This window comes from Companilactobacillus sp. y65-5 (genome assembly GCF_057541095.1).
On sequence record NZ_BAAJOA010000001.1, the window covers coordinates 49,135 to 69,787 of the forward strand.

The 20,653-nt window shown below is 35.6% G+C and carries 34 protein-coding genes and 1 tRNA gene; 30 read left to right on the forward strand and 5 right to left on the reverse strand.

Going from position 1 to position 20,653, the window contains the following annotated elements; translation table 11 throughout:
• Nucleotides 1–4 precede the first annotated feature (4 nt).
• Both AC27FM_RS00265 and AC27FM_RS00270 read left to right on the forward strand, forming a co-directional pair.
• Nucleotides 5–523: an adenine phosphoribosyltransferase gene (locus AC27FM_RS00265; RefSeq protein ID WP_487085092.1), complete on the forward strand. Its 519-nt coding sequence runs from the start codon at nucleotides 5–7 to the stop codon at nucleotides 521–523.
• 63 nt (nucleotides 524–586) lie between these two features.
• Nucleotides 587–674 (forward strand) — tRNA-Ser (locus AC27FM_RS00270).
• Between the two features lie 205 nt (nucleotides 675–879).
• On the opposite strand, the gene AC27FM_RS00275 is transcribed toward AC27FM_RS00270, so the two are convergent.
• From AC27FM_RS00275 to AC27FM_RS00295, 5 genes are all read right to left on the reverse strand, one after another.
• Entirely contained in the window at nucleotides 880–2,034 is a 1,155-nt protein-coding gene (locus AC27FM_RS00275; protein WP_487085094.1) for a site-specific integrase, read from the reverse strand.
• A gap of 132 nt (nucleotides 2,035–2,166) precedes the next feature.
• On the reverse strand, nucleotides 2,167–2,715 hold the full coding sequence (locus AC27FM_RS00280) for a DUF5067 domain-containing protein (RefSeq protein ID WP_487085096.1): 549 nt from the start codon (nucleotides 2,713–2,715) through the stop codon (nucleotides 2,167–2,169).
• A 76-nt stretch (nucleotides 2,716–2,791) separates the two neighbouring features.
• The gene (locus AC27FM_RS00285) at nucleotides 2,792–3,436 is read right to left on the reverse strand and encodes a hypothetical protein (RefSeq protein WP_487085098.1); all 645 of its coding nucleotides are present in this window, start codon (nucleotides 3,434–3,436) and stop codon (nucleotides 2,792–2,794) included.
• A 64-nt stretch (nucleotides 3,437–3,500) separates the two neighbouring features.
• Complete coding sequence (locus tag AC27FM_RS00290) at nucleotides 3,501–3,977, reverse strand: ImmA/IrrE family metallo-endopeptidase (RefSeq protein WP_487085100.1); 477 nt, start codon at nucleotides 3,975–3,977, stop codon at nucleotides 3,501–3,503.
• Complete coding sequence (locus AC27FM_RS00295) at nucleotides 3,961–4,308, reverse strand: helix-turn-helix transcriptional regulator (protein ID WP_487085102.1); 348 nt, start codon at nucleotides 4,306–4,308, stop codon at nucleotides 3,961–3,963. Before AC27FM_RS00295 ends, AC27FM_RS00290 begins: the two co-directional genes overlap by 17 nt.
• 139 nt (nucleotides 4,309–4,447) lie before the next feature.
• Between AC27FM_RS00295 and AC27FM_RS00300 the strand changes: the two genes are divergently transcribed.
• The 28 genes from AC27FM_RS00300 to AC27FM_RS00435 all read left to right on the forward strand — a co-directional run bounded on the left by AC27FM_RS00300 (nucleotide 4,448) and on the right by AC27FM_RS00435 (nucleotide 20,653).
• On the forward strand, nucleotides 4,448–4,672 hold the full coding sequence (locus AC27FM_RS00300; protein WP_487085104.1) for a helix-turn-helix transcriptional regulator: 225 nt from the start codon (nucleotides 4,448–4,450) through the stop codon (nucleotides 4,670–4,672).
• On the forward strand, nucleotides 4,647–5,396 hold the full coding sequence (locus AC27FM_RS00305) for a phage antirepressor KilAC domain-containing protein (RefSeq protein ID WP_487085106.1): 750 nt from the start codon (nucleotides 4,647–4,649) through the stop codon (nucleotides 5,394–5,396). Before AC27FM_RS00300 ends, AC27FM_RS00305 begins: the two co-directional genes overlap by 26 nt.
• Entirely contained in the window at nucleotides 5,396–5,719 is a 324-nt protein-coding gene (locus AC27FM_RS00310) for a DUF771 domain-containing protein (RefSeq protein ID WP_487085108.1), read from the forward strand. The genes AC27FM_RS00305 and AC27FM_RS00310 overlap by 1 nt, the downstream gene beginning before the upstream one ends.
• 210 nt (nucleotides 5,720–5,929) lie before the next feature.
• A complete protein-coding gene (locus AC27FM_RS00315) occupies nucleotides 5,930–6,253 on the forward strand; it encodes a hypothetical protein (protein WP_487085110.1) in 324 nt (107 codons plus the stop codon).
• Nucleotides 6,254–6,500: 247 nt separating this feature from the next.
• On the forward strand, nucleotides 6,501–7,328 hold the full coding sequence (locus AC27FM_RS00320; protein WP_487085112.1) for a conserved phage C-terminal domain-containing protein: 828 nt from the start codon (nucleotides 6,501–6,503) through the stop codon (nucleotides 7,326–7,328).
• Nucleotides 7,325–7,825: a single-stranded DNA-binding protein gene (gene ssb, locus AC27FM_RS00325; protein ID WP_487085114.1), complete on the forward strand. Its 501-nt coding sequence runs from the start codon at nucleotides 7,325–7,327 to the stop codon at nucleotides 7,823–7,825. Before AC27FM_RS00320 ends, ssb begins: the two co-directional genes overlap by 4 nt.
• A gap of 169 nt (nucleotides 7,826–7,994) precedes the next feature.
• Nucleotides 7,995–8,282, forward strand: coding sequence for a hypothetical protein (locus tag AC27FM_RS00330; protein WP_487085116.1), 288 nt, complete (start codon nucleotides 7,995–7,997; stop codon nucleotides 8,280–8,282).
• A 169-nt stretch (nucleotides 8,283–8,451) separates the two neighbouring features.
• Nucleotides 8,452–8,883, forward strand: coding sequence for a replication terminator protein (locus AC27FM_RS00335; RefSeq protein ID WP_487085118.1), 432 nt, complete (start codon nucleotides 8,452–8,454; stop codon nucleotides 8,881–8,883).
• A gap of 15 nt (nucleotides 8,884–8,898) precedes the next feature.
• Nucleotides 8,899–9,498, forward strand: a complete 600-nt coding sequence (locus AC27FM_RS00340; RefSeq protein WP_487085120.1) for a hypothetical protein — start codon at nucleotides 8,899–8,901, stop codon at nucleotides 9,496–9,498.
• 145 nt (nucleotides 9,499–9,643) lie between these two features.
• Nucleotides 9,644–10,345 carry a hypothetical protein gene (locus AC27FM_RS00345; RefSeq protein WP_487085122.1) on the forward strand — a complete coding sequence of 234 codons (702 nt, stop codon included), beginning with the start codon at nucleotides 9,644–9,646 and terminating at the stop codon, nucleotides 10,343–10,345.
• 16 nt (nucleotides 10,346–10,361) lie between these two features.
• Complete coding sequence (locus tag AC27FM_RS00350) at nucleotides 10,362–10,619, forward strand: hypothetical protein (protein WP_487085123.1); 258 nt, start codon at nucleotides 10,362–10,364, stop codon at nucleotides 10,617–10,619.
• Nucleotides 10,620–10,821: 202 nt separating this feature from the next.
• A complete protein-coding gene (locus tag AC27FM_RS00355; RefSeq protein WP_487085124.1) occupies nucleotides 10,822–11,250 on the forward strand; it encodes a transcriptional regulator in 429 nt (142 codons plus the stop codon).
• Nucleotides 11,251–11,576: 326 nt separating this feature from the next.
• Nucleotides 11,577–11,915, forward strand: a complete 339-nt coding sequence (locus AC27FM_RS00360) for an HNH endonuclease (protein ID WP_487085126.1) — start codon at nucleotides 11,577–11,579, stop codon at nucleotides 11,913–11,915.
• Nucleotides 11,916–12,054: 139 nt separating this feature from the next.
• Nucleotides 12,055–13,308: a hypothetical protein gene (locus AC27FM_RS00365; protein ID WP_487085128.1), complete on the forward strand. Its 1,254-nt coding sequence runs from the start codon at nucleotides 12,055–12,057 to the stop codon at nucleotides 13,306–13,308.
• The gene (locus tag AC27FM_RS00370; protein WP_487085130.1) at nucleotides 13,301–14,524 is read left to right on the forward strand and encodes a polymorphic toxin type 50 domain-containing protein; all 1,224 of its coding nucleotides are present in this window, start codon (nucleotides 13,301–13,303) and stop codon (nucleotides 14,522–14,524) included. Before AC27FM_RS00365 ends, AC27FM_RS00370 begins: the two co-directional genes overlap by 8 nt.
• 5 nt (nucleotides 14,525–14,529) lie before the next feature.
• Nucleotides 14,530–14,727 (forward strand): hypothetical protein, encoded by a 198-nt coding sequence (locus AC27FM_RS00375; protein ID WP_487085132.1) that lies wholly within the window; start codon nucleotides 14,530–14,532, stop codon nucleotides 14,725–14,727.
• A gap of 64 nt (nucleotides 14,728–14,791) precedes the next feature.
• Complete coding sequence (locus AC27FM_RS00380) at nucleotides 14,792–14,974, forward strand: hypothetical protein (protein ID WP_487085134.1); 183 nt, start codon at nucleotides 14,792–14,794, stop codon at nucleotides 14,972–14,974.
• 47 nt (nucleotides 14,975–15,021) lie between these two features.
• On the forward strand, nucleotides 15,022–16,419 hold the full coding sequence (locus tag AC27FM_RS00385; RefSeq protein ID WP_487085136.1) for a terminase: 1,398 nt from the start codon (nucleotides 15,022–15,024) through the stop codon (nucleotides 16,417–16,419).
• Nucleotides 16,420–16,496: 77 nt separating this feature from the next.
• A complete protein-coding gene (locus AC27FM_RS00390; protein ID WP_487085138.1) occupies nucleotides 16,497–16,970 on the forward strand; it encodes a capsid assembly scaffolding protein Gp46 family protein in 474 nt (157 codons plus the stop codon).
• Between the two features lie 6 nt (nucleotides 16,971–16,976).
• On the forward strand, nucleotides 16,977–17,867 hold the full coding sequence (locus tag AC27FM_RS00395) for a phage major capsid protein (protein ID WP_487085140.1): 891 nt from the start codon (nucleotides 16,977–16,979) through the stop codon (nucleotides 17,865–17,867).
• 2 nt (nucleotides 17,868–17,869) lie between these two features.
• Nucleotides 17,870–18,139 carry a hypothetical protein gene (locus AC27FM_RS00400; RefSeq protein WP_487085142.1) on the forward strand — a complete coding sequence of 90 codons (270 nt, stop codon included), beginning with the start codon at nucleotides 17,870–17,872 and terminating at the stop codon, nucleotides 18,137–18,139.
• A gap of 2 nt (nucleotides 18,140–18,141) precedes the next feature.
• Entirely contained in the window at nucleotides 18,142–18,537 is a 396-nt protein-coding gene (locus AC27FM_RS00405; RefSeq protein ID WP_487085143.1) for a phage Gp19/Gp15/Gp42 family protein, read from the forward strand.
• Nucleotides 18,524–18,862: a hypothetical protein gene (locus AC27FM_RS00410; RefSeq protein ID WP_487085145.1), complete on the forward strand. Its 339-nt coding sequence runs from the start codon at nucleotides 18,524–18,526 to the stop codon at nucleotides 18,860–18,862. The genes AC27FM_RS00405 and AC27FM_RS00410 overlap by 14 nt, the downstream gene beginning before the upstream one ends.
• Entirely contained in the window at nucleotides 18,855–19,097 is a 243-nt protein-coding gene (locus AC27FM_RS00415; RefSeq protein WP_487085147.1) for a hypothetical protein, read from the forward strand. Before AC27FM_RS00410 ends, AC27FM_RS00415 begins: the two co-directional genes overlap by 8 nt.
• Nucleotides 19,094–19,426, forward strand: a complete 333-nt coding sequence (locus AC27FM_RS00420; RefSeq protein ID WP_487085149.1) for a hypothetical protein — start codon at nucleotides 19,094–19,096, stop codon at nucleotides 19,424–19,426. The genes AC27FM_RS00415 and AC27FM_RS00420 overlap by 4 nt, the downstream gene beginning before the upstream one ends.
• 11 nt (nucleotides 19,427–19,437) lie before the next feature.
• Complete coding sequence (locus tag AC27FM_RS00425) at nucleotides 19,438–20,016, forward strand: phage tail tube protein (protein WP_487085151.1); 579 nt, start codon at nucleotides 19,438–19,440, stop codon at nucleotides 20,014–20,016.
• A complete protein-coding gene (locus AC27FM_RS00430) occupies nucleotides 20,016–20,276 on the forward strand; it encodes a hypothetical protein (protein WP_487085152.1) in 261 nt (86 codons plus the stop codon). The genes AC27FM_RS00425 and AC27FM_RS00430 overlap by 1 nt, the downstream gene beginning before the upstream one ends.
• A gap of 146 nt (nucleotides 20,277–20,422) precedes the next feature.
• The gene (locus tag AC27FM_RS00435) at nucleotides 20,423–20,653 is read left to right on the forward strand and encodes a DUF5361 domain-containing protein (protein WP_487085154.1); all 231 of its coding nucleotides are present in this window, start codon (nucleotides 20,423–20,425) and stop codon (nucleotides 20,651–20,653) included.

Genomic DNA, 20,653 nt, shown 5'->3' on the forward strand with positions numbered 1-20,653 from the left:
AAAGATGGATATTGATTTTAAGAAATATGTTGCTAATGTTCCGGATTTTCCAGAACCAGGTGTACTATTTCGTGACATTTCACCATTAATGTTGGACGGTCAGGCATATGCGGCCGCAACTGATGAGATAGTCGAATATGCTAAGAGCCGTGGTGCTGAAATGATTGCCGGACCCGAAGCACGTGGATTTATTGTTGGGTGTCCAGTAGCCTATAAACTAGGCGTTGGTTTCGCCCCAGCTCGTAAAAAGGGTAAGTTGCCTCGTGAGACCGAATCGATAACTTATGATTTGGAATACGGACAAAGCTCACTTTATATGCAGAAAGATGCCGTTAAACCTGGACAAAAAGTCTTAGTAGTTGATGATTTAATGGCAACTGGCGGAACATTAGCCGCAACAATCGAATTAGTTGAAAAACTTGGTGGTATTGTTGTTGGAACTGCCTTTTTAATCGAATTGACTGATTTACATGGTCGTGACAAAATAAAAGGCTATGATATGTTTACTTTGATGCAATATTAATAATATAATATAGGGTGGAAATGAAATATAGAATTAATTCTGTATTCACATGCCATCTTTTATGGAGAGTTGGCAGAGTGGTAATGCACCGGACTCGAAATCCGGCGAACCGGTTCATACCGGCGCGCAGGTTCAAATCCTGTACTCTCCTTTTAGACCTAATTTTAGAACATCTTCGGATGTTCTGTTTTTTTGCTTAGAATTGTGTAATAGCTGATATGACGGGCTTAGAAAGATATTAAATACAAGAATGTATTTTTGAAATCTTCTAAATAATTCTAGATTCTTGAAATCATTTGCCCCAAAACAGTGTTTTTTGCCCCAATTTATGCTGTTTTGGGGCAAATGTTGATATATCAGTCATTAGATTGTATTTTTCTTAATTCATTCAACGCTGAGATAGTCATATTTTCTTGTTCCGCATTTTGCTCTTTTAAGAGATGTTCATAGGTTCTCATGGTAATCGCAGTATTAGAATGACCTAATAGTTCAGACACATACTTAATCTGGATACCTTGTGAAAGAAGATATGATGCTAAAGTGTGTCTTAATCCATGAGTCCTGATAGTTTCTGAATCATCTAATCCAATTTGTTTTTGAATGTATTTTAGTGTTTTTATGCATCCGGCATCACCAGGTATTTTTAAGTCAGTTGGACGAAATACAGCATTTTCAGGATCTCTATACTGTGATTTTAGTTGCCATTCGGTTTGTATCTTTTTTAACTGTTTTAAAATTATTGCTAATTCAGGGAGCATTGGAATAGTTCGCTTGGAACTTTCAGTCTTGGTGCGAGGTACGATTTTTCTTTCGTATGTATAATCATATACTTTATCCACAGTTATCTTATTATTTTTAAAGTCGATGGAGTCCCAAGTTAAACCACTAATTTCCTCAAATCTTAATCCAGTGTATGCACCAGTTAAAATAATATAGTATGTGATTCCATTTAAAGATTTGTTTTTATTTGCGTAATCTATCAATTTAATAAAGTTTTCAATTGATAGATACTTCTTTGCCTTTTTTCTACTGCTGGTTCCATTAATTGTGACTTTTCGTGTGAAATCTGAATATATTATTTGATCATCGATAGCATCATGAATACAAGAACGTATTATCGAATTAGTTTTTTTACAAGTGACTGTAGAACGATCTCGTTGATAATCGTTCATGAACGATTGATAATCCATTTTTGAAATATTTTTTATTTTTTTGTCTGGAAAATAATTGTCAATAACGTTAGCAATATTATTGAAACGGCTCATAGATGATTTACCGACATTGGGTGTTTTGTATATTTCAACCCACTGTCGATAGTAATCACTTAATGTAATATTACTTAACATAGGATTGGCGCCTTTACTAATTGATATTTCTACTTCAGAAGCGGCTATTTTAGCCTCAGATTTAGTATTAAACCCTGTTTTTGATATTCTTTGATAGTTTCCCTCAGAATCCTTATAACTAACTCTGTAACGCCAAGTTTTGCCATGCTTTTCTATTGTTGCCATAATATGTTTCCCTCCAATATGTTATACTTAAGGAGCTAAAAAGGGCGCAGTAGCCCCGTTTAGTATATATCTTAGTTAAAGTCATATCCCACAACTTTGGTCGGTAGGGGATATGGCTTTTTTGTATTGTCTTTAATTTAATTTAAATGTCATGGATCCAATGTCTTTACCGGTTATCATATTTTGAGCTGTTAGTTTAACCGGTGTAGTAGTGTCGTCTAATTCGTAAGATACAGCCATTTCAACGGTGCCACCGACTTTGATTTTTTCAGATTGACTATCTGTGAATCTTTCATCTGGTAGCATACCGACGTCAAGTTCATTAACTGAATCTTTATTGTTATCTTGGATAGCCTTGAATATCGAAATCCAAGCTCCATTAGGATCTAAATCTTTTGCCTTTTTGTTATGTATTTTGAACCAAAAAGCAATAACTGGTTTTTCTCCATATTCATTACCAGTTTCTCCAACTTGAATAACTTTGGTCTGAGTTATTTCAATGTCGTAATCTTTTGTTACTAGTTTATTATTTTTGAAATAAGTAGATGCTTTTTTCTTTACGTTTACAGTTTTGTTGTCACTATTATCTGATTTTGATTCTGTTTGACTAGAAGAACATGCTACTAATGTTGAAGCTAAAAGCATAGTCAATCCCGTTAAAGCTAAACTTTTGGTTTTCATATATTTAATCCCCCATAAAATCAGTTTTTAGTGTCATTCAGATTTTGGACAAATTCAAACGTACTCTTTAATAAGCTTAATTGATGCTGGGCAATGAATCAGCTTGCCAATATTCATCAACAAAAACTGGTATTTTGGTTGAATCAAAGTTTTTTACATTTAGTTCGTTTAATTTTTGTCCTGAAATTTTTGCAGTAGCAACTATTTCATCATTAGTATTACCACCCGCGTCAGTCATTGGCAATTTGGCAAAAATATCAATAGTAGATATTTTAGAATAATCAAATTTCTCTTTTGTTGTTTTCAAAGAATCCGCCATTACAACCAAAATACCCCGAACAGCCATTTTTTCAGTCATCGCTGTTTTTACGGTGAAGTTGATCACAGCAACCTTTGAACCAGTCTCATCATCTGAAATATTTACACTGCCATATTTAACATTTGGACTACTATCTTTTGATATTTCCGTTTTATAGTTTTCTGTAGTTAAATCTAGTGGCAGTGACTCCTTTGGCTCAGATTTTTTCTTTTTAGTATTTTTTGGAGTACCAATTTTAGCGACCTTCTCAGTTTTAACTTCATTTTCGTTACTAGATTTCGAATTACCATCCCCAAGTGATTGACCATATGCTGCGAATCCCAAAACTATTACTATCCAAAACCAAGTCTTTTTATAGAAAGGTTTTTTCCCCTTGGTTTCTTTTTTCCCCTTAGTAGCCATTATACTTAACCCCCAAATTTTCAGCTTTTATTGTCATCAGATTTTGGACTGGTGCAATAACTACTTAAATATACTTTAATTCTTTCATACGGAATCCGTTATTTACGTCGAACTCATAACCTTTATATGTGAAGCATAATCCCTTTTTTATTTTATATGTGTCGATTGCTTTCCAAATATAGCTTTCCGAAACTTCAAAAAAATCTGCCATTTCCCAAGGTGTTCTTATACCAGCTTTATAGCATGCAATCAGTCCATCCAAATCAACAATTAATGTATATCCTAAACGTCTAGCTTGTATTTCCTGTTTTACATTTTTTTCTTTGGAATAATCGGTAATATTCCCCTCTGTAGTTCGTATATGCCCAATCTCCTCAGCTATATTTTCCAATTGTTCTTTGGTACTAGTATTGCTATTTATTAAAATATTATTACCATAAGTTAATGCACCTAGTCCGTTGGGCATATTGTTTTTATAAATAAATTTGATTGCGCCATCGTAAGTACCAATGAATCGTTCTAACTTATTCGTTTTTACCACCCTCATTATTTCTAGTAATAAAATCAATGTATTCAGTTATTTTTTTCATTTGTTCATCGGTAACGTTTTCGTCAATATGTGCAGCAAGTAAATTAGTGTTGTTTTTTTCCTTAGGTTTGTTCTCGCTTTTAGGAAAAAAAGAATCAACAGAAGTGTTAAATAATTTGGAAAGCTCAAATAATGTATCTTGTGTTGTTTTTCTATCACCTTTTTCATACCTGCTAATCGTTTGTCGTGTGGTATGTAATTTATCTGCCAGATCATCTTGCGTCATATTGTGATCAATTCTATTTTTTTTGATCTGTAAACCAATATATTCATTTAAGCTCATATTATCGATTCCTTTCTATGACGATATCTTAACACGTAAATCACCTTTTTGGAACGTTTTTTACAAGAAAAGGAACATTTTGTTTACATGTTACCATTTTGGTGCTATCATTATAGGCGTTCAGGAGAGGAGATAGCAGATGCAGTGGAAATTATTACAATTAAGAAAAGAAAATGGATATTCTCAGCAACAACTCGCTGACATGCTAAGTATTACAATCAAAACATATGGATATAAAGAACGTGGCATTACATCGTTTGATTCAGATGAAATGTTTGCTTTGTCAAAGTTGTTTAAAAAACCTATGGATGATATTTTTTTGCCAAGGAAGCACCAAAATGGTAACAAGAGAAGAGGCAATTAAATTGAATGAGTTAGTAGTATTAAAAAATCAGCAAGTTGTAACAAGCAGTATTCAAATTGCTGAAATATTTAATAAAAATCATCAACATATTCTAGAAGCGATTGATAAACTCACAGTCGAAAATTCGACCGTGAAAAAAATGTTTTTTGAGAGTACATATACGAATTCAAGAAACCGCGAATATAGAGAATTTTTTATGAATAGGGATGGATTCGCTCTTTTGGCTATGGGATTCACCGGGACAAAGGCAATGGAATTCAAGCTTGAATACATAAAAGCCTTTAATTCTATGGAGAATCAAATAAAAAATGGCGGATATCACATCCCTGTGTCGATGTCTGAAGCGTTAAGGTTGGCTGCTGACCAGCAAGAAAGAATTGAAGAAATGAAACCTAAAGTATTATTTGCCGATGCGGTCGAGACTAGTGACACAAGTATTTTAGTTGGAGAGCTTGCTAAGCTTATTAGTCAAAACGGTGTAGATATTGGTGCCGTCAGATTGTTTAAATGGCTAAGGCAAAACGGCTACCTCATTGGTGGTAATCGATCAGATAGGAATATGCCAACCCAACGATCGATGGATTTGAAAATATTTGAAATTAAAGAACGTACATTTAACAATCCTGATGGCTCGGTAAGAGTAACTAGAACACCAAAAGTTACCGGAAAGGGACAAACATATTTTGTTAACAAGTTTTTAAAAAATAATAGGAGGTTATCCTGATGGCTCAGAAAATAAAAGTTCAAGCAATTTTTGAAATTCCTGAAGATAAAGTTATCATTGATCGCTCAGAATACGAGGAACTCAAGAATACAGTTGATGAGGGAGAATGGTGGACTACTAAGGATTTAGAATTTAGATATAATCACAAACTTGATTGGTTCAAATCAAAGCTGTTCTATATTCCTAAATATAAAGAAATTCTATCGACGGAATTCGGTGGATGTGTTCACTATTCCGACAATGACAATGGTAGATATTGGAGCTTTGAACCAAAAAGATTCAAAAAATTTATGTCCGAGCACTTCACGGAAATAAATCAATAGGAGGTTAAGCCGTGTATTTAGAGATACCTTCAATTGTGTGGTTGCTAATTTTAGTCGTAATAGCGTCAGCATCATCTACATATTTCACTATGAAATTTCATAGTTGGTCCAACTTTTTAAATGAGTATACCGATTTTAGCACAGAAGAGATCCATACATTTTTGAACCTTTTTAAGAAAAATAAAGATAATCGAAAGTTGGATACTAAAAATGAACAATAATAGAAAATCGATTTTATCAGAAGCTAGAAGAAGTTTGACAGACCCAAATAACATGTATATCGGTATTACAGGGCTGCCAAACGGTGAAGTGATTTATAAATCCTCCTCTGAGGACAATATTACAAATATAGCTATACTTGAAACACAATTAATACAGTTAGTCATTGACCAAAAAGGATTATCGGGATTAGTTTCGGTAGATTCGTTGGACTTTGACAAGGTATCTGAAACAATTATTGACGGTATTGGTAATGAAATAGGTGCCGCACTCCGAAGAAAATCGATTATCAAGATTGATGTGAAGCATGAATGATCGTCAGTTAACAGAACTAATAGATTTAGCAATTAATTTTGAGCACAAAAAAATCCTGGCAAGGATATTTCCCACCAGGAGCAATATTCATAAATTTGTTAAATCGGCAAATGAATTAAATAAATTAAAAAAGTCGCTGTCATCCGACTGACAGCGACCGCCAAATGTTGAGAACACAACATACAAACATATGTATTATAACGTGTTCTCAGCATTTCAGCAAAAAAGAAAGTATTAGGTGATCAATATGGCTGAGGAACTTAAAAGAGATTTCAAAGGGATCTGGATCCCTAAAGATATCTGGTTAGATGAAAATCTTAATAAAATGCAAATGCTACTTTATGTCGAAATAGATAGCTTATCTAGCACCGATAAGGGATGTTTTGCAAGCAACAAGCACTTTGCTAGCTTCCTGAGAATAACTCCTTCTAGAGCCTCTCAATTAGTCTCAGAATTGAAAAGCAAGGGCTATATTAAAATAAAATTATTTTACGCTCCAGATAATCCAAAGCAAGTTATTAAGAGAGAAATCTACCCAGTTAATAAATTAAATAGGGTAGTTAATAAATTTGATGACCCTACTAAGGATATTAATTCCCCCTACTTAATAAATTGTGAGGAGAGTAATACAAGTTCATTAATACATATTAGTAATAAAGATATTGTCGAGCAAGCTCAACCTGACATCCCTTACTCACAAATAATTGAATATCTAAATCAAAAAACATCTAAACATTTCAAGAATACTAAAAATAATCAAAAACTTATTAGGGATGTATTTTCAGATGGCTTTAATTTTGAAGATATTAAACATGTGATCAACAACATGGTCGTCAACTGGGGGAGTGATGACAAGATGAGTACATATTTGAGACCCTCAACTCTGTTTGGAGACAAGTTTGAAGAGTACCTGAACAGTGCTCCGATGAATAAAAGAAAAATCGAGAAAAGCACTAACTGGGAACAATTATCTGAACGTTCGGATAATTTGAATGAAGACGAATATGACAAAAGAATAGCTGAATTAAAAGAACGATTAAGAAATTTTAGGTCTAAAGAGGGGGTGTGCGAATGATTAATCGAGTTGTATTGGTTGGACGTCTGACGAAGGATATTGAATTAAGATACACAGCCAAGGGTAAGGCGGTGGTGCAATTTATTTTAGCAATCAACCGGCCGTTCACTAACTCAAACGGTGATCGTGAAGCGGATTTTGTCAACTGCGTAATTTGGGGTAAGCCGGCGGTGAATTTTGAGAAATACACCCAAAAGGGCTCACTAGTCGGTATTGATGGACGGGTCCAAACTAGGCACTACGATCCCAAAGATGGTGGTAAACGAGTTTATATTACCGAAGTGATTGCTGAGAATTTTTCATTTCTGGAATCAAAGGCTGAATCTGATCAGCGTAAAAAGAATAATGATGGCGCAGTGCCACAGCAAAGTAACGATGTGAATGAGCCGTTTGATTATGATTATGACCACAAGAATAAAATTGATTCAACAACGGATCCGTTTAAGGCGGACAATAGCAAGCCTATTGACATATCAGACGACGATTTACCATTTTAAGAATTGGATGTTTAGGTCATTAGAATAATATTTAGAGTTTATAGCAAATCACAGAAAGATTATCTTTATGAGTCATGTGCATAGTATTCCAAATTGACAATGGTCAGGGATGCTATTTAAGGAGACTTGCTGAAATAGACAAATGAAATAAATGGGGAGTGTAGTAAAAATGAGCAGACCGCTGTTAACAGTAAACGAATTTAGATTTGTTGGGGAAGCTTTTAATCAACTCAAAAAAAATGGTTTCGGTGCTAGATTTTGGCGAGTAGGAGAAGTAACAATTGCCCATAAATTAATTAGAATTGTAAATACCTATGGTGGATCATATTTCTATTTCGGAAAGATAAATGAATTTGGAAATGATCGAGTTTTTTATAAAGATCCAAAGACAAAAAGATATGTATGTGTTGATTCAATCCAAGAGGCAATTGAAAGAGGAACCAGCAACGATGGTTAAAGTTTAATAAAAATCCTTTGTAAAAGGGCTTAGGTGATGAATAATGGAAAACCAAAAATTAATTATACTAGCAAACAAAATGGACGGTTTGATTAGCAGACCCCCAACTTGGAATAATTATGATCAATTAGTTTCAGCATCAAAGAAGTAGTATTGGAGATTAAAAAATATGACAACGAAAAATAAGAGTTCAATCAATTTTAATTTATCAGAAATTGCAGACGGTGGATTGCAGGAGAAATTTGCTAAAGAGGTTGCTAGAATTGTTCAAAATATCATGGATCCAAACACGGATACTAAAACCAAAAGAAAAATAACAATTGGATTGACTTATAAGTCGAACGATAATAGGGATGCCGTTGACGTGCTAGTTGAAGTTAAATCAAATTTAGCTCCTCAAATTGGGTTGAATACAACCATGTTAGTTGGACAAGATTCGATTACTGGCGAACTTGCAGCTAACGAACTTAAATCTGGAACTCCTGGCCAAACTTATATGGATCCCGATGATGGAAAAACTAAAACTGATTCTGGAATTCCTGTTGAAGAAGTCGAAGTGAAAGATAAAAAAATCGTGGATTTACAAAACAAGAAAGCCTAGGTGATCAAAATGGATATGACCGATACAGCAATTAACAGACTTTACGAGATTGCTAATGAAGCAGGCAAAAACAAAGTGGTAAAGATTGGAGAACGTAATTACAGTATTGACGGTGCGGGGGATATTAAGTTAATTATCCCTAAGACGTCGGCAGAAAATCCAGTTCATCTATCTACTCTAAGCGGAATAGTCTCTCTCATTAAGAACATGGATGAGCGTGCTGATTCAAAATTATTCTTACAAATAACATCTCCAACCTCGATCTATCTTATTGGGGAAATCGATGAATACGGTCAACGCGAACTGTTGGCAGTCATCGACGCCGTGATACCAAAATTTCAGTTTGGATGTTTTATCGATTCAGAGATATTTAATATCTCGTTACAGTCGCAGTTTGTTCAGAATGCTGATCGTGATATTTTACTAAAAGTGGTTGGCAACTTAGAAGAAAATGGGGTGCATAGAGTAAGTGACGACGGTGTTAGCCAAGCAGTTAACATCAAATCCGGCGTTGCAAGTGTAGACACAGTGAAGGTCCCTAATCCGGTATTGTTAAAACCTTTTAGGACATTTACAGAAGTAGGACAGCCAGAGAGCCGGTTTGTGTCAGAATGAAAGAAGGGATGTTGTGTTCCCTTTTTGAAGCAGATGGAGGCGCCTGGATTCATTCGGCGATGGAGAACATATCTAATTATTTGAAACATGAATTATCTGATGAGATTGCCGATTCACACGTTGTTGTAATTTCGTAGGTGTTCCTATGGATATCATAGATACACAGACAGATGTGTTACAGATGCGATTAGCAGGTCTTACTAAAATTCAAATAGCGGATAGATTGGGATTATCAGATGAATCGTTAGAAAGTATATTGAAATCAATTGAAAAGAATAAAGGCGCAGTTAAGTATCGATATAGACAGCGAATAATGAAAATGAGTTTATCAGAGTTAAATAAGCTTAAAGTAAATAAATTCAATCTGAGTGCAATTGTTTCAAGGCTCGAACATTTGTATTGTGGATTTGATAATATACCGTTTGATAGCACAGCATACCGCCACGTACTTGAATTCAACGCTGTGATTAAGACACACAGAGTTGTGTACCACAGAAAATGGGATGTCAAAAAGGCTCAACGTTTGTTAGACATGGGAGTAGAGAAGAAGGTTATATGCCAAAAGTTGGGAATAAGTTTAACACTTTTGTATCAGCAAATAAGAGATAGAAAGCTTGATGCAACTAAATGGAATAATTTGAAAGAAGACAGTTCAGGTAATTATGCTCTTTACGCTGATTATAATTTGATAGCTACTGGTTCCATATTGGATATATCCAGTGAAACTAACTTATCAAGAGAATTATTACGAAAAAGTATTGATTGTTATTTTGATGACCCTAGAACAGGTGAAACGTTATTGCTAGAAAAAACGTCATATTACGAACGGACTAAATTTAATACTTAATAAGTAGGTGATAAAGTTGATTAAAAAGTATATAAAAAAATCAATCGTCTATGCTGAACGTTTTGATGGTTCAGCAGATATGATCAACAAATATAGCATTGATAAAAGTAAAGATGAAAGAATAAGTAAATACTTCCTACCAACACATAAAGGTAATTTACTTATACGTGAAGGTGATTGTATAGCCACCGGTTCCTTTGGTGATAATTGGTGCATAAGAGATGATGTATTTAGAATGACTTATGAAGAATTCCGAGATAAAGAGGGGAACTAAAATTGATTAAAAAAATCAACAGTCAACATATCTGTTGCATGTGTGGCCAGAATGCAGATTTTAGAATGGATGATGGTAAAAGTATATGCAATCAATGTTATACGTTATATATTGATACCGGATTCTTTGACAGTAAACCAGCAGAACAAAGTCAAGATATAGATAATAGGCTATAGATGGTTACATAACAGTTGTTGGAGGGATGGTGATCAACATCAGGAAGAGTACAAGGAATTACGTTGAAACAATTTTAAAAGATTATCCTAAACTTGGTTCTTACATCACTGAACGCAAAGAGGAAATAACTACGTTTAGAAAGTCTGACGATGATAATTTTGGTGGCGGTCGGTCAAGTAATGTGTCACGACCGCAAGAAGAATATATGGTTACTATTGATGCTGATAGGCGATTAGCAGTTTTGGAACGTAATAAGAAGGCTGTTGAAGTGTGTTTAAAAGACGCCAATGTTGATACTACTCACATCATTGAAGAGCTATACTTTAAAAAATATCCGGAGTACACACTCGGAGGTCTATGCGTTAATCATAAAGTTCACTGTTCAACACGGACCGCATCTAGATTAAGACGTGAGTTCTTGGAGGATTTGGCTAAAGAACTAAAATTGGCGTAATGTTGGCGGATTGGACACCTAATTATGTGTTAAATTGATAGAGTAAAGAGTTGGCGGAAAACAGTTCTTTACGTCGGTGTTAGCCTCCTTTCAGCTAATATGTTTACTCCAAGTATGTGGTACTAACCACTTTAATTCACCTAGCAGACTACTGATGACTTCAGTGGTCTTTTTATTTACATACCCCCCCTACATAACCTGTGTGCTCGTATTCATTTTATACCCCCCACCCCATAAGGACTGACAGCGCCAGTGCTTGGCACCCCCCTATATTGAAGTACTCCTACTAGTTGTTACGTACTCTGGGGTAGAAAGGAGCCTACTACATGACGCTTAGAGCAGATCGCACCGGTCAACACCGTGTAGCGTTCGATAAGAACAAGAGGATAATACTTAGGACACAGAATGTGTGCGGCATCTGTGGTAGACCAGTTGATAAGAGTTTGAAGTATCCTGATCCGATGAGTCCTGTTATTGATCACATCATTCCAATCAACAAAGGCGGTCATCCAAGTGACATAGATAACCTGCAGCTAGCACATTGGTCATGCAATCGACAGAAGTCAGACAAACTTTTTAACAATAAAGAAAAAGAAATAAATAATAAAACTATTGGTAATAGGAATTTACCTCAAAGCGTTGATTGGTTTAAATATCGGTCATAGCATCGTTTTAGGTCAGTTGATGTAATTGATTGGGCAAAGATTTTAAAGGGGGCATAGTACCCCCAGCGCCCGTCTGGCGGAGCTTCACGCCGTCACTGTACATTTTTTCTCATGAAATTTTTTGAAAGGAAGTGATATATTGAATTTTAAAGGTTTGCCATATTTACGAAACAAATTAAGTCTTAAATCTCACCGCGTTAATATGCGATATGAACAATATTCTATGAAGCATCGTGACAACGATTTTAGTGTTACTATTCCCGAACCGATTCGGCAGCAATACCGAGCTGTTCTTGGCTGGTGTGCTAAGAGTGTTGATAGTTTGGCCGATCGTTTGGTTTTTCGTGATTTTGACAATGATGATTTTGAAGTGAATGAAATTTTTAGTCAGAATAATCCTGATGTATTTTTTGATAGTGCGATTTTGTCGGCGCTAATTGCTTCTTGCTCGTTTGTTTATATCTCAAAAGCCGATGACGTTGTTAGATTGCAAGTTATCGAAGCCAATAACGCAACCGGCGTTATTGATCCGATAACCGGATTATTAACCGAAGGCTATGCAGTTTTGAAACGTGACGATTCCGGAAGCCCGAGCGAAGAAGCATATTTCTTACCAGACAAAACATTTTTTATTGTTGGCAATAAACAAACTGAAGTCAAAAATCCGACTGGTCACCCGCTATTAGTGCCGATCATTTATAGACCTGACGCCGTTAGACCCTTTGGACGTTCAAGAATAACCCGGTCAAGTATGTATTATCAAAGATATGCTAAACGAACTTTAGAACGTGCCGATGTAACGGCAGAATTTTATTCATTTCCACAAAAATACGTGGTTGGATTAAGTAACGAAGCTGAACCGATCGATTCATGGAAAGCAACGGTATCAAGTATGTTGCAATTTACGAAAGATGATGATGGTGACAGCCCAAAACTTGGACAATTCACTGCGCCCAGTATGACGCCATTTACTGAACAACTGAAAACCGCTGCGGCTGGTTTTGCTGGTGAAACGGGTCTAACTCTTGACGATTTGGGCTTTGTTTCCGAAAACCCCTCAAGTGTCGAAGCGATTAAGGCTAGTCACGAAACTTTGAGATTATCAGGTCGGAAAGGCCAACGATCAATTGGGTCAGGGCTTTTAAATGTAGCCTATTTGGCAGCCTGCTTAAGAGATAGTTTTCAGTATCAACGTTATCAATTTATTCAAACTAAACCGCGGTGGGAACCACTTTTTGAGGCTGATGCGAACATGCTTTCAATTATTGGCGATGGAGCTATTAAACTTAATCAAGCAATTCCAGGATTTATGGACAAAGATACAGTTCGTGAAATTACTGGTGTTAAAGGTTCAGATAATCCAATTCCACCGGTTGGTGATGATAATGGTTAGGGATATTGTTCCGGAACTTCTGATAGCCATTGATGAAACGTTTGATAATAAAAATTCTAAAAGCAGAATTTTAAAAAAGTCTATCAAGTTATTAGAAGATGGGAATGCTAGTTATAGGGATGTCAACGATTTGGCGGTTGAAGTTGGTCGTAATATGGCGGATTCAATTAACGAAAATATTGAACAACAATTACTACCAGATGAAAAAATGTATTTTAATATCTCTAACCGATTGATGAATCATACTTTGAAGAATAATTATGATATTGTTACTGGTTATGCCAAAGATGTTCAAACCCAATTAAATGTGAGTTCAGGATTGCATTTAAAAGCTCAAGTTCCAGATTTTAATCAAGAAAAAGTTAAAGGCTTAGTAGAGCGGTTAACTAATGCTAAGAATTTTGAATCTATCGAATGGATATTAAATGAGCCAATTATCACCTTCACTCAATCAATTGTTGATGATTCCATTCAAAAAAATGTTGATTTGCAGGCTAAGGCAGGTTTACAGCCTAGAATTACAAGAACAGTGGTTGGTAAGGCTTGTAAATGGTGTCAAAACTTAGCGGGTTCATATTTATATAGTGAAGCACCAAAAGATATTTATCGAAGACATGAACGGTGTCGATGTGTCGTTAACTATTATCCAGGTGATGGAAGACACCAAAATGTTTGGTCCAAGCAATGGAAAGACCCTAATAAAGATGATAAAATTAGAGCAAGAAAGCGGCTAAATATAGATGTTAAAAGTAATAATCGAAAAATTGATTCGGTTCAATTTAAGAAATATTTAGAGGCTTTAGGGAATAAATCCATTCCTGTTTCCTTAGCAAAATTTCAAGAATTAAAATATAATGACGCTGAAAAATGGCATGTGCTTGAAGATCATTATTTTGTTAAGAGCAGGATTAAGGATGGAACTTTTGGAAGTAAAATCAATCCAGAAAAACAAGCTACACACATGGCTTCAACTAGGATTGTTGGCAAAAGTTATTTTGGCGATAATGTTGATGTTCAAAAACTATTTGATGAGTATGCTGGTACCGGTGAGATTGAATTAGATAGAAATGGTAGACGTAAGAACATTGAAATTATTCGAACAAATAATTTTTCTGGTATTGCTGTAAGTATAAATGGTGAGAAAAAAACAAATGTTTTTAAAATCCATCATTCAAGGAAACGTACCCATATTGTTCCAATTAAAAGAAAGGAGTGAAAGTTATGAATTTAGAACAATATCTCGGAAGGAAGATTAAAGTGATATTTATTGATAACCAAGTACTTGAGGGAATTTGTAATACTTTCACGCCCAAGCTTGATACTGATGATGAACTTTATGATGAAATAACAATTCAGACAAGGGGAAGTAAGTACGTTGGTTTTAATGAAAGTGAAATAAAATCTATTGAAGTAATTTAAAAGCACTTAATTGTGAACCTGATTGAGTGCTATTTTTGTACCTAAAATTAATAGGAGAAATTTTATGACTGATTACAAGACGTTAGTGGTCTATCTATTTGAGCGTGATTGGGAATTTGATTACATTGGCGATATCTATGAAAACGACAATAACTTAGAATTTGATTTTATGGATAAAAAACAAAATGTAAAATGCCACGCAGTTTTTAAGTTGTCTGAAATTATCGGGTATGCTTATCAAATATAAAAATTTGACCCAAGCAAGTCATTAAACTGCGGGATTGGGGGATTTATATGACTACTGGTGTACGTCTTGGTAATCAAAATCCTACTCAATCGGTAATACTTCCATTTGATAAAAGCCTATATCGCCCTGCGATTGAACTTTATGAAAGATCTGGACGGACTGCACAAGAATGGCAAACTAATTTAACTGAAGATTTGTTTGCTGTGAATGCTGAAGGTTTGTGGGTACATACAAAATTCGGTTATGGTGTGCCACGGCGAAATGGTAAAACTGAAGTTATCGGTATTCGGGAACTCGGAGGTTTAATATTAGGTCAACAGATTTTATACACAGCCCACAGAACAACAACATCACATTCGAGTTGGGAGAAACTTTTAAAGATTCTTGATGACGCCGAAGTTGAATATAAGTCTTTAAAAGCTGTTGGTCGTGAGCGAATCGACATACCATCAACCGGTGGACGAGCTGAGTTTAGAACACGTACTTCTACAGGTGGTTTAGGTGAAGGGTTTGATCTGTTAATAATTGATGAAGCTCAAGAATATACGAATGAACAAGAGTCAGCTTTAAAGTATGTCGTTACCGATTCAAAGAATCCACAAACTATTTTTTGTGGGACACCGCCAACGCCTTTATCTAGTGGTACGGTTTTTGTCAATTATCGCAATGCGGTTCTTGATGGAAAAGTAGAAAATGCCGGGTGGGCCGATTGGTCGGTTGAAGAACAGTCTGACATTCGTGATCGTGAGCTTTGGTATTTAACCAATCCGTCTTTGGGCACTATTTTCACAGAGCGATCAATCCAAGACGAAATTGGCTCTGACGAAATCGATTTTAATATTCAACGTCTTGGCCTTTGGATTAAATATAATCAAAAATCTGCAATATCAGAAAATGAATGGAATGGATTGAAAGTTCATTCTATGCCGATTTTTAAAGGTCAATTATATGTTGGTATTAAATTTGGAAATGACGGCGCTAATGTAGCAATGAGCATTGCGGTTAAAACCTTATCAGGAAAGATTTTTATTGAAACAGTTGACTGCCAAAGCGTGCGAAATGGTAACGATTGGTTGCTGAACTTTTTACGATCAGCCGATATTAAACAAGTAGTCATCGATGGTGCAAGTGGTCAAAATATTTTGGCTGCCGAAATGAAAGATTTTAGACTGAAAGCACCAGTATTGCCGACAGTTCGCGAAATTATCAACGCTAATTTTTCTTGGGAACAAGGAATTTATCAGCGATTAATTTGTCACAATGATCAGCCTTCATTACATTTAGTAGCTACTAATTGCGACAAACGAAACATTGGATCAAGTGGCGGATTTGGCTATAAATCACAGATGGACGATGTAGACATTATTCTAATGGATAGTGCTCTTTTGGCACATTGGGCTTGTTCAAATGACAAGCCAAAGCAAAAACAAAGAGTAACTTACTAAGACGTTAATCAAAAGCGTCTTTTTTTGTACTCAAAATTACCGATACCGTCGGGAAAACGGGAGAAAGGATTTTTAAAATGACATTTAAAACAATTGAAACACAAGAAGATTTCGACAAGGCTATTTCTGAACGAATTAATCGAGAAAGAGAAACTTTGAATAAGAAATATTCTGATTATGACCAGCTCAAAAAACAGAATGAAAGTTTGACTAGTGAAGTTACTTCTTTGAAATCGACAATCAAAGATTCAACTGAGAAATATTCCGATTATGACAAAAACATTGAATCATTGAATTCAAAGATTTCAGAATACGAAACTTCTAATTTAAGAACCAAAATCGCGCTATCCAAGGGTATACCTTATGATTTGGCGAATCGCTTAACCGGTTCTACTGAAGAAGAACTCAATAACGACGCTGACAAATTGGCTAGTTTTGTTAAATCCAATGAACCCACGCCACCACTGAAATCAACCGAACCAAACGAACTAAACGATGAAAATCAAAGCTATGTGAGCTTGATCAACAACTTAACAAATAAGGGAGAATAATAAATTATGACATTATCAAAAGGCGATTTATTTGACAAAAAACTAGTAACAGATTTGATTAACAAGGTAAAAGGTAAAAGCTCAGTTTCAAAATTATCTAATCAAACACCAATTCCGTTTAATGGAACAAAAGAGTTCGTATTCACAATGGATTCTGACATTGACATTGTGGCTGAAAACGGGAAGAAAACGCATGGTGGTATTTCATTAGCACCTGTTACAATTGTGCCGCTGAAAGTTGAATATGGCGCCCGCGTCTCTAACGAATTCATGTATGCGTCAGAAGAAGAACAAATCGATATTTTAAAGGCATTCAACGATGGATATGCTACAAAGTTAGCTCGTGGTCTTGATCTGATGGTATTCCACGGGATTAACCCTAGAAGTAAAGAAGCGTCTGCAATCATTGGCGACAATAATATTGATAGTGCAGTAACTCAAACTGTTGATTTTAATGTAAAAGACCCTGACCAAAACATTGAAGACGCTGTTAAATTGATTCAAGGTTCACAAGAATCAGTTTCAGGTATGGTCATGGATTCTCAATTCTCATCAGCATTGGCTTCGATGAAGAATAGTACAAACACTAGACTGTTCCCAGAATTAGCATGGGGTGCTAATCCAGGCACAATTAATGGAACCCCAGCAGACATTAACACTACCGTTTCCGAAGGGTCGAACGATTTGGCTATTCTTGGGGACTTCGCAGGTGGATTTAAGTGGGGATATAGTAAACGAATTCCGTTGGAAATCATTCCATATGGTGATCCTGACAATTCTGGAATGGATTTGAAAGGTTATAACCAGATTTATCTACGTTCAGAAACATTTTTAGGTTGGGGGATCATGAACTCCGATGGTTTCGCTCGTGTCGTAAAACCTAACGTGGAGGGATAACGATGGAATATAGAAATAAAGAAAATGGGATTGTGATTGATGTTGAATCAAAGATTTCCGGGAAAAATTGGGAACCTTTTTCCGGATTAAATAAGAAACCGGTTTCACAATCAGCACCCACCCCAATTGTTAAACCTGAACCCGAAGTCGATAATTTGAGCGGAATTACTAAAAAAGAAATCATGCAGGAATTGAAAGCGCAGGGCGTTAAGTTTGACCCTGCTAACACAAAACAAGTTTTGTATGATTTGATGATGCAAAAGGGTAATTAGGTATGAATGATTTTGCAACTATCGAAAACTTACAAACATTGTGGCGAACTCTAAAGCCTGATGAAGTTGAAAGAGCCACAAAACTTCTAAAAATTGTATCTGATTCTTTAAGGGAACAAGCTCTTAACGTTGGTAAGAATTTAGATGAGATGGTTAAAGAGCGCCCGTCTTATGCTTCGGTTGTTCAGTCGGTCACGGTCGATGTTGTAGCAAGAACTTTAATGACTTCGACAGATCAAGAACCAATGACACAGACAAGTGAGGCGGCGCTTGGGTATTCGTGGTCAGGTTCCTACTTGGTGCCGGGTGGTGGTTTGTTTATCAAAAACTCAGAATTAACCCGGCTAGGCTTTCGCCGTCAAAGATATGGGGTGATTGATTTTTATGACAAAGATTAAAGGTATTACCGTTACCTTGTTTGAGAAAATCAAAATCGGTGAAGATCCTTTTGGCAGCTCCATCTACGAAGACGTAGCGGTTGATATTGATAATGTTTTAGTTAGTCCTACGTCAACGGATGACGTTACTAATCAATTGAACTTAACTGGTAAGAAGGCGATTTATACGTTAGCAATTCCCAAAAACGATAATCACGATTGGGTTAACCGTGAGGTTAATTTTTTTGGTCAACGTTGGTGTACAATTGGCGTGCCATTAGAAGGAATCACTGAAATGATTCCACTGGACTGGAATAGAAAGGTTTTGGTAGAAGCCTATGAATAAAAAAATGAAGTTTGAATTAAATCGTGGTGGTGTTTCTCAATTATTGAAATCTGCTGAAATGCAAAGTATTTTGGAAGAAGAAGCCAGAAACATAAAAAATAGCGCTGGTGAAGGTTATGAACAAGATACTTTTGTGGGGAAGAATCGTGCCAACACGATGGTTTACGCTAACACGTATCAGTCTAAGAAAGATAATTACAAAAACAACACTTTGTTGAAGGCGGTGCATAGATGATAGAACAGATGATTAAAGATTATTTGGACGGTCACATAAATGTTCCGTCTTTTTTGGAACGCCCCGAGAACCCGCCAAAAAGCTATATCTTGATAGAAAAAACGGGAAGTTCAAAAAGTAACTACATTAATTCCGCGACGCTTGTATTTCAAAGTTATGCGCCAAGTTTGTACGAAGCGGCAGTTTTAAATGAAAAATTAAAAAATGTTTTGGATTGGATCACTAATGATGTTGAGATTAGTAGTTCTAAACTAAACTCAGATTACAATTTTACTGATCCAGAAACAAAAGAATACCGCTACCAAGCGGTATTTGATTTTGTATATTAGGAGGATTTAAAATGTCAGATACAAATAATGTTTCAACGGCTAAACCAAAAGTTGGGGGTGCTGCATATACGGCACCGCTCGGAACGATATTACCAAGTGATGCGACTTCAAAATTAGAGGATACGTTTAAAGCGCTTGGTTATATTTCAGAAGATGGACTAACTAATACAAATAGCCCTGATTCTGATTCAATCAAGGCTTGGGGCGGTGATACCGTCGCTGTGGTTCAAAAAGGTAAAGAAGATACTTTCCAATATACCTTAATTGAATCCATGAATATCGATGTGTTGAAAGAAGTATACGGCGAGAAGAACGTTAGTGGAGATTTAGAAACAGGAATCAGTATCAATGCTAACTCAGATGAATATGAACCACATATTTTAGTTTTCGATATGATTTTGAAAGGTGGGGTATTAAAACGTATTGTAATTCCTAACGGAACGATTTCTGAGATTGGCGATATCACTTATGGTGATGAAGATGCCATTGGCTTTGAAACTACATTCACTGCATCACCAGATGAAAATGGTAACAACCATTATGAATATATTAACAAACCAAAGAAATCAACTGATGGGGAGGTCAAATAATGATTAAAGGTACAACTAAATCAGGATTCCATTATTGGATTCCTGAAGAAAGATTGGATAATTATGATTTGTTTGAGGCAATTGGTGAAATTGATGATAATCCGTTTGTGGTTCCTAAGGTTTTGAATCTATTATTAGGGAAAAAGCAAACTCAAAAATTAAAGAAACATCTGGAGACTAAAACTGGAATAGTTTCCATAACAAAGATGACTCAAGAAATTCAAGAGATATTTGAAAATCAGCAAAAAGTAAAAAAATAATATTCCTTGCCTATTTGATTAAGTTTGATGAGGATGCATTGTTATGCGATCTTGCGGAAACATATAACATATACGATTTAAAACAGTTACCTGTAACTAAGGTGGCTGTTTTTTCTTACGGTTTACGAGATGATTCGAGAATCAAAATGAAGATTAGACATCAAAAATTAGACTTGGAAAAAATGTTTCTGATGTCTGTTGCGGATAACTTGAAATTACTCCTTTGGTCCAAAACGAAGGATGCTCAAAGAGGCAGAAATAAGCCTGTGCTTTGGTCCTCATTGTTTGAAAAGCCTAAAGAAAAGAAAGAAATTGTATTTGAGTCAGGTAAGGAATTTAAAGAGGAACGCAAGAGATTATTGATGAAAAGAGGTTAA

Coding starts and splice junctions, on each gene's coding strand:
- AC27FM_RS00400 (WP_487085142.1), top strand. CDS start 17,870: ATGGAATATAGAAATAAAGAAAATGGGATTGTGATTGATGTTGAATCA.
- AC27FM_RS00340 (WP_487085120.1), top strand. CDS start 8,899: ATGACCGATACAGCAATTAACAGACTTTACGAGATTGCTAATGAAGCA.
- AC27FM_RS00390 (WP_487085138.1), top strand. CDS start 16,497: ATGACATTTAAAACAATTGAAACACAAGAAGATTTCGACAAGGCTATT.
- ssb (WP_487085114.1), top strand. CDS start 7,325: ATGATTAATCGAGTTGTATTGGTTGGACGTCTGACGAAGGATATTGAA.
- AC27FM_RS00410 (WP_487085145.1), top strand. CDS start 18,524: ATGACAAAGATTAAAGGTATTACCGTTACCTTGTTTGAGAAAATCAAA.
- AC27FM_RS00435 (WP_487085154.1), top strand. CDS start 20,423: ATGAAGATTAGACATCAAAAATTAGACTTGGAAAAAATGTTTCTGATG.
- AC27FM_RS00385 (WP_487085136.1), top strand. CDS start 15,022: ATGACTACTGGTGTACGTCTTGGTAATCAAAATCCTACTCAATCGGTA.
- AC27FM_RS00285 (WP_487085098.1), bottom strand. CDS start 3,436: ATGGCTACTAAGGGGAAAAAAGAAACCAAGGGGAAAAAACCTTTCTAT.
- AC27FM_RS00380 (WP_487085134.1), top strand. CDS start 14,792: ATGACTGATTACAAGACGTTAGTGGTCTATCTATTTGAGCGTGATTGG.
- AC27FM_RS00345 (WP_487085122.1), top strand. CDS start 9,644: ATGGATATCATAGATACACAGACAGATGTGTTACAGATGCGATTAGCA.
- AC27FM_RS00300 (WP_487085104.1), top strand. CDS start 4,448: ATGCAGTGGAAATTATTACAATTAAGAAAAGAAAATGGATATTCTCAG.
- AC27FM_RS00310 (WP_487085108.1), top strand. CDS start 5,396: ATGGCTCAGAAAATAAAAGTTCAAGCAATTTTTGAAATTCCTGAAGAT.
- AC27FM_RS00360 (WP_487085126.1), top strand. CDS start 11,577: ATGACGCTTAGAGCAGATCGCACCGGTCAACACCGTGTAGCGTTCGAT.
- AC27FM_RS00420 (WP_487085149.1), top strand. CDS start 19,094: ATGATAGAACAGATGATTAAAGATTATTTGGACGGTCACATAAATGTT.
- AC27FM_RS00375 (WP_487085132.1), top strand. CDS start 14,530: ATGAATTTAGAACAATATCTCGGAAGGAAGATTAAAGTGATATTTATT.
- AC27FM_RS00430 (WP_487085152.1), top strand. CDS start 20,016: ATGATTAAAGGTACAACTAAATCAGGATTCCATTATTGGATTCCTGAA.
- AC27FM_RS00320 (WP_487085112.1), top strand. CDS start 6,501: ATGGCTGAGGAACTTAAAAGAGATTTCAAAGGGATCTGGATCCCTAAA.
- AC27FM_RS00370 (WP_487085130.1), top strand. CDS start 13,301: ATGGTTAGGGATATTGTTCCGGAACTTCTGATAGCCATTGATGAAACG.
- AC27FM_RS00330 (WP_487085116.1), top strand. CDS start 7,995: ATGAGCAGACCGCTGTTAACAGTAAACGAATTTAGATTTGTTGGGGAA.
- AC27FM_RS00275 (WP_487085094.1), bottom strand. CDS start 2,034: ATGGCAACAATAGAAAAGCATGGCAAAACTTGGCGTTACAGAGTTAGT.
- AC27FM_RS00315 (WP_487085110.1), top strand. CDS start 5,930: ATGAACAATAATAGAAAATCGATTTTATCAGAAGCTAGAAGAAGTTTG.
- AC27FM_RS00395 (WP_487085140.1), top strand. CDS start 16,977: ATGACATTATCAAAAGGCGATTTATTTGACAAAAAACTAGTAACAGAT.
- AC27FM_RS00335 (WP_487085118.1), top strand. CDS start 8,452: ATGACAACGAAAAATAAGAGTTCAATCAATTTTAATTTATCAGAAATT.
- AC27FM_RS00355 (WP_487085124.1), top strand. CDS start 10,822: ATGGTGATCAACATCAGGAAGAGTACAAGGAATTACGTTGAAACAATT.
- AC27FM_RS00265 (WP_487085092.1), top strand. CDS start 5: ATGGATATTGATTTTAAGAAATATGTTGCTAATGTTCCGGATTTTCCA.
- AC27FM_RS00305 (WP_487085106.1), top strand. CDS start 4,647: ATGGTAACAAGAGAAGAGGCAATTAAATTGAATGAGTTAGTAGTATTA.
- AC27FM_RS00425 (WP_487085151.1), top strand. CDS start 19,438: ATGTCAGATACAAATAATGTTTCAACGGCTAAACCAAAAGTTGGGGGT.
- AC27FM_RS00415 (WP_487085147.1), top strand. CDS start 18,855: ATGAATAAAAAAATGAAGTTTGAATTAAATCGTGGTGGTGTTTCTCAA.
- AC27FM_RS00295 (WP_487085102.1), bottom strand. CDS start 4,308: ATGAGCTTAAATGAATATATTGGTTTACAGATCAAAAAAAATAGAATT.
- AC27FM_RS00405 (WP_487085143.1), top strand. CDS start 18,142: ATGAATGATTTTGCAACTATCGAAAACTTACAAACATTGTGGCGAACT.
- AC27FM_RS00280 (WP_487085096.1), bottom strand. CDS start 2,715: ATGAAAACCAAAAGTTTAGCTTTAACGGGATTGACTATGCTTTTAGCT.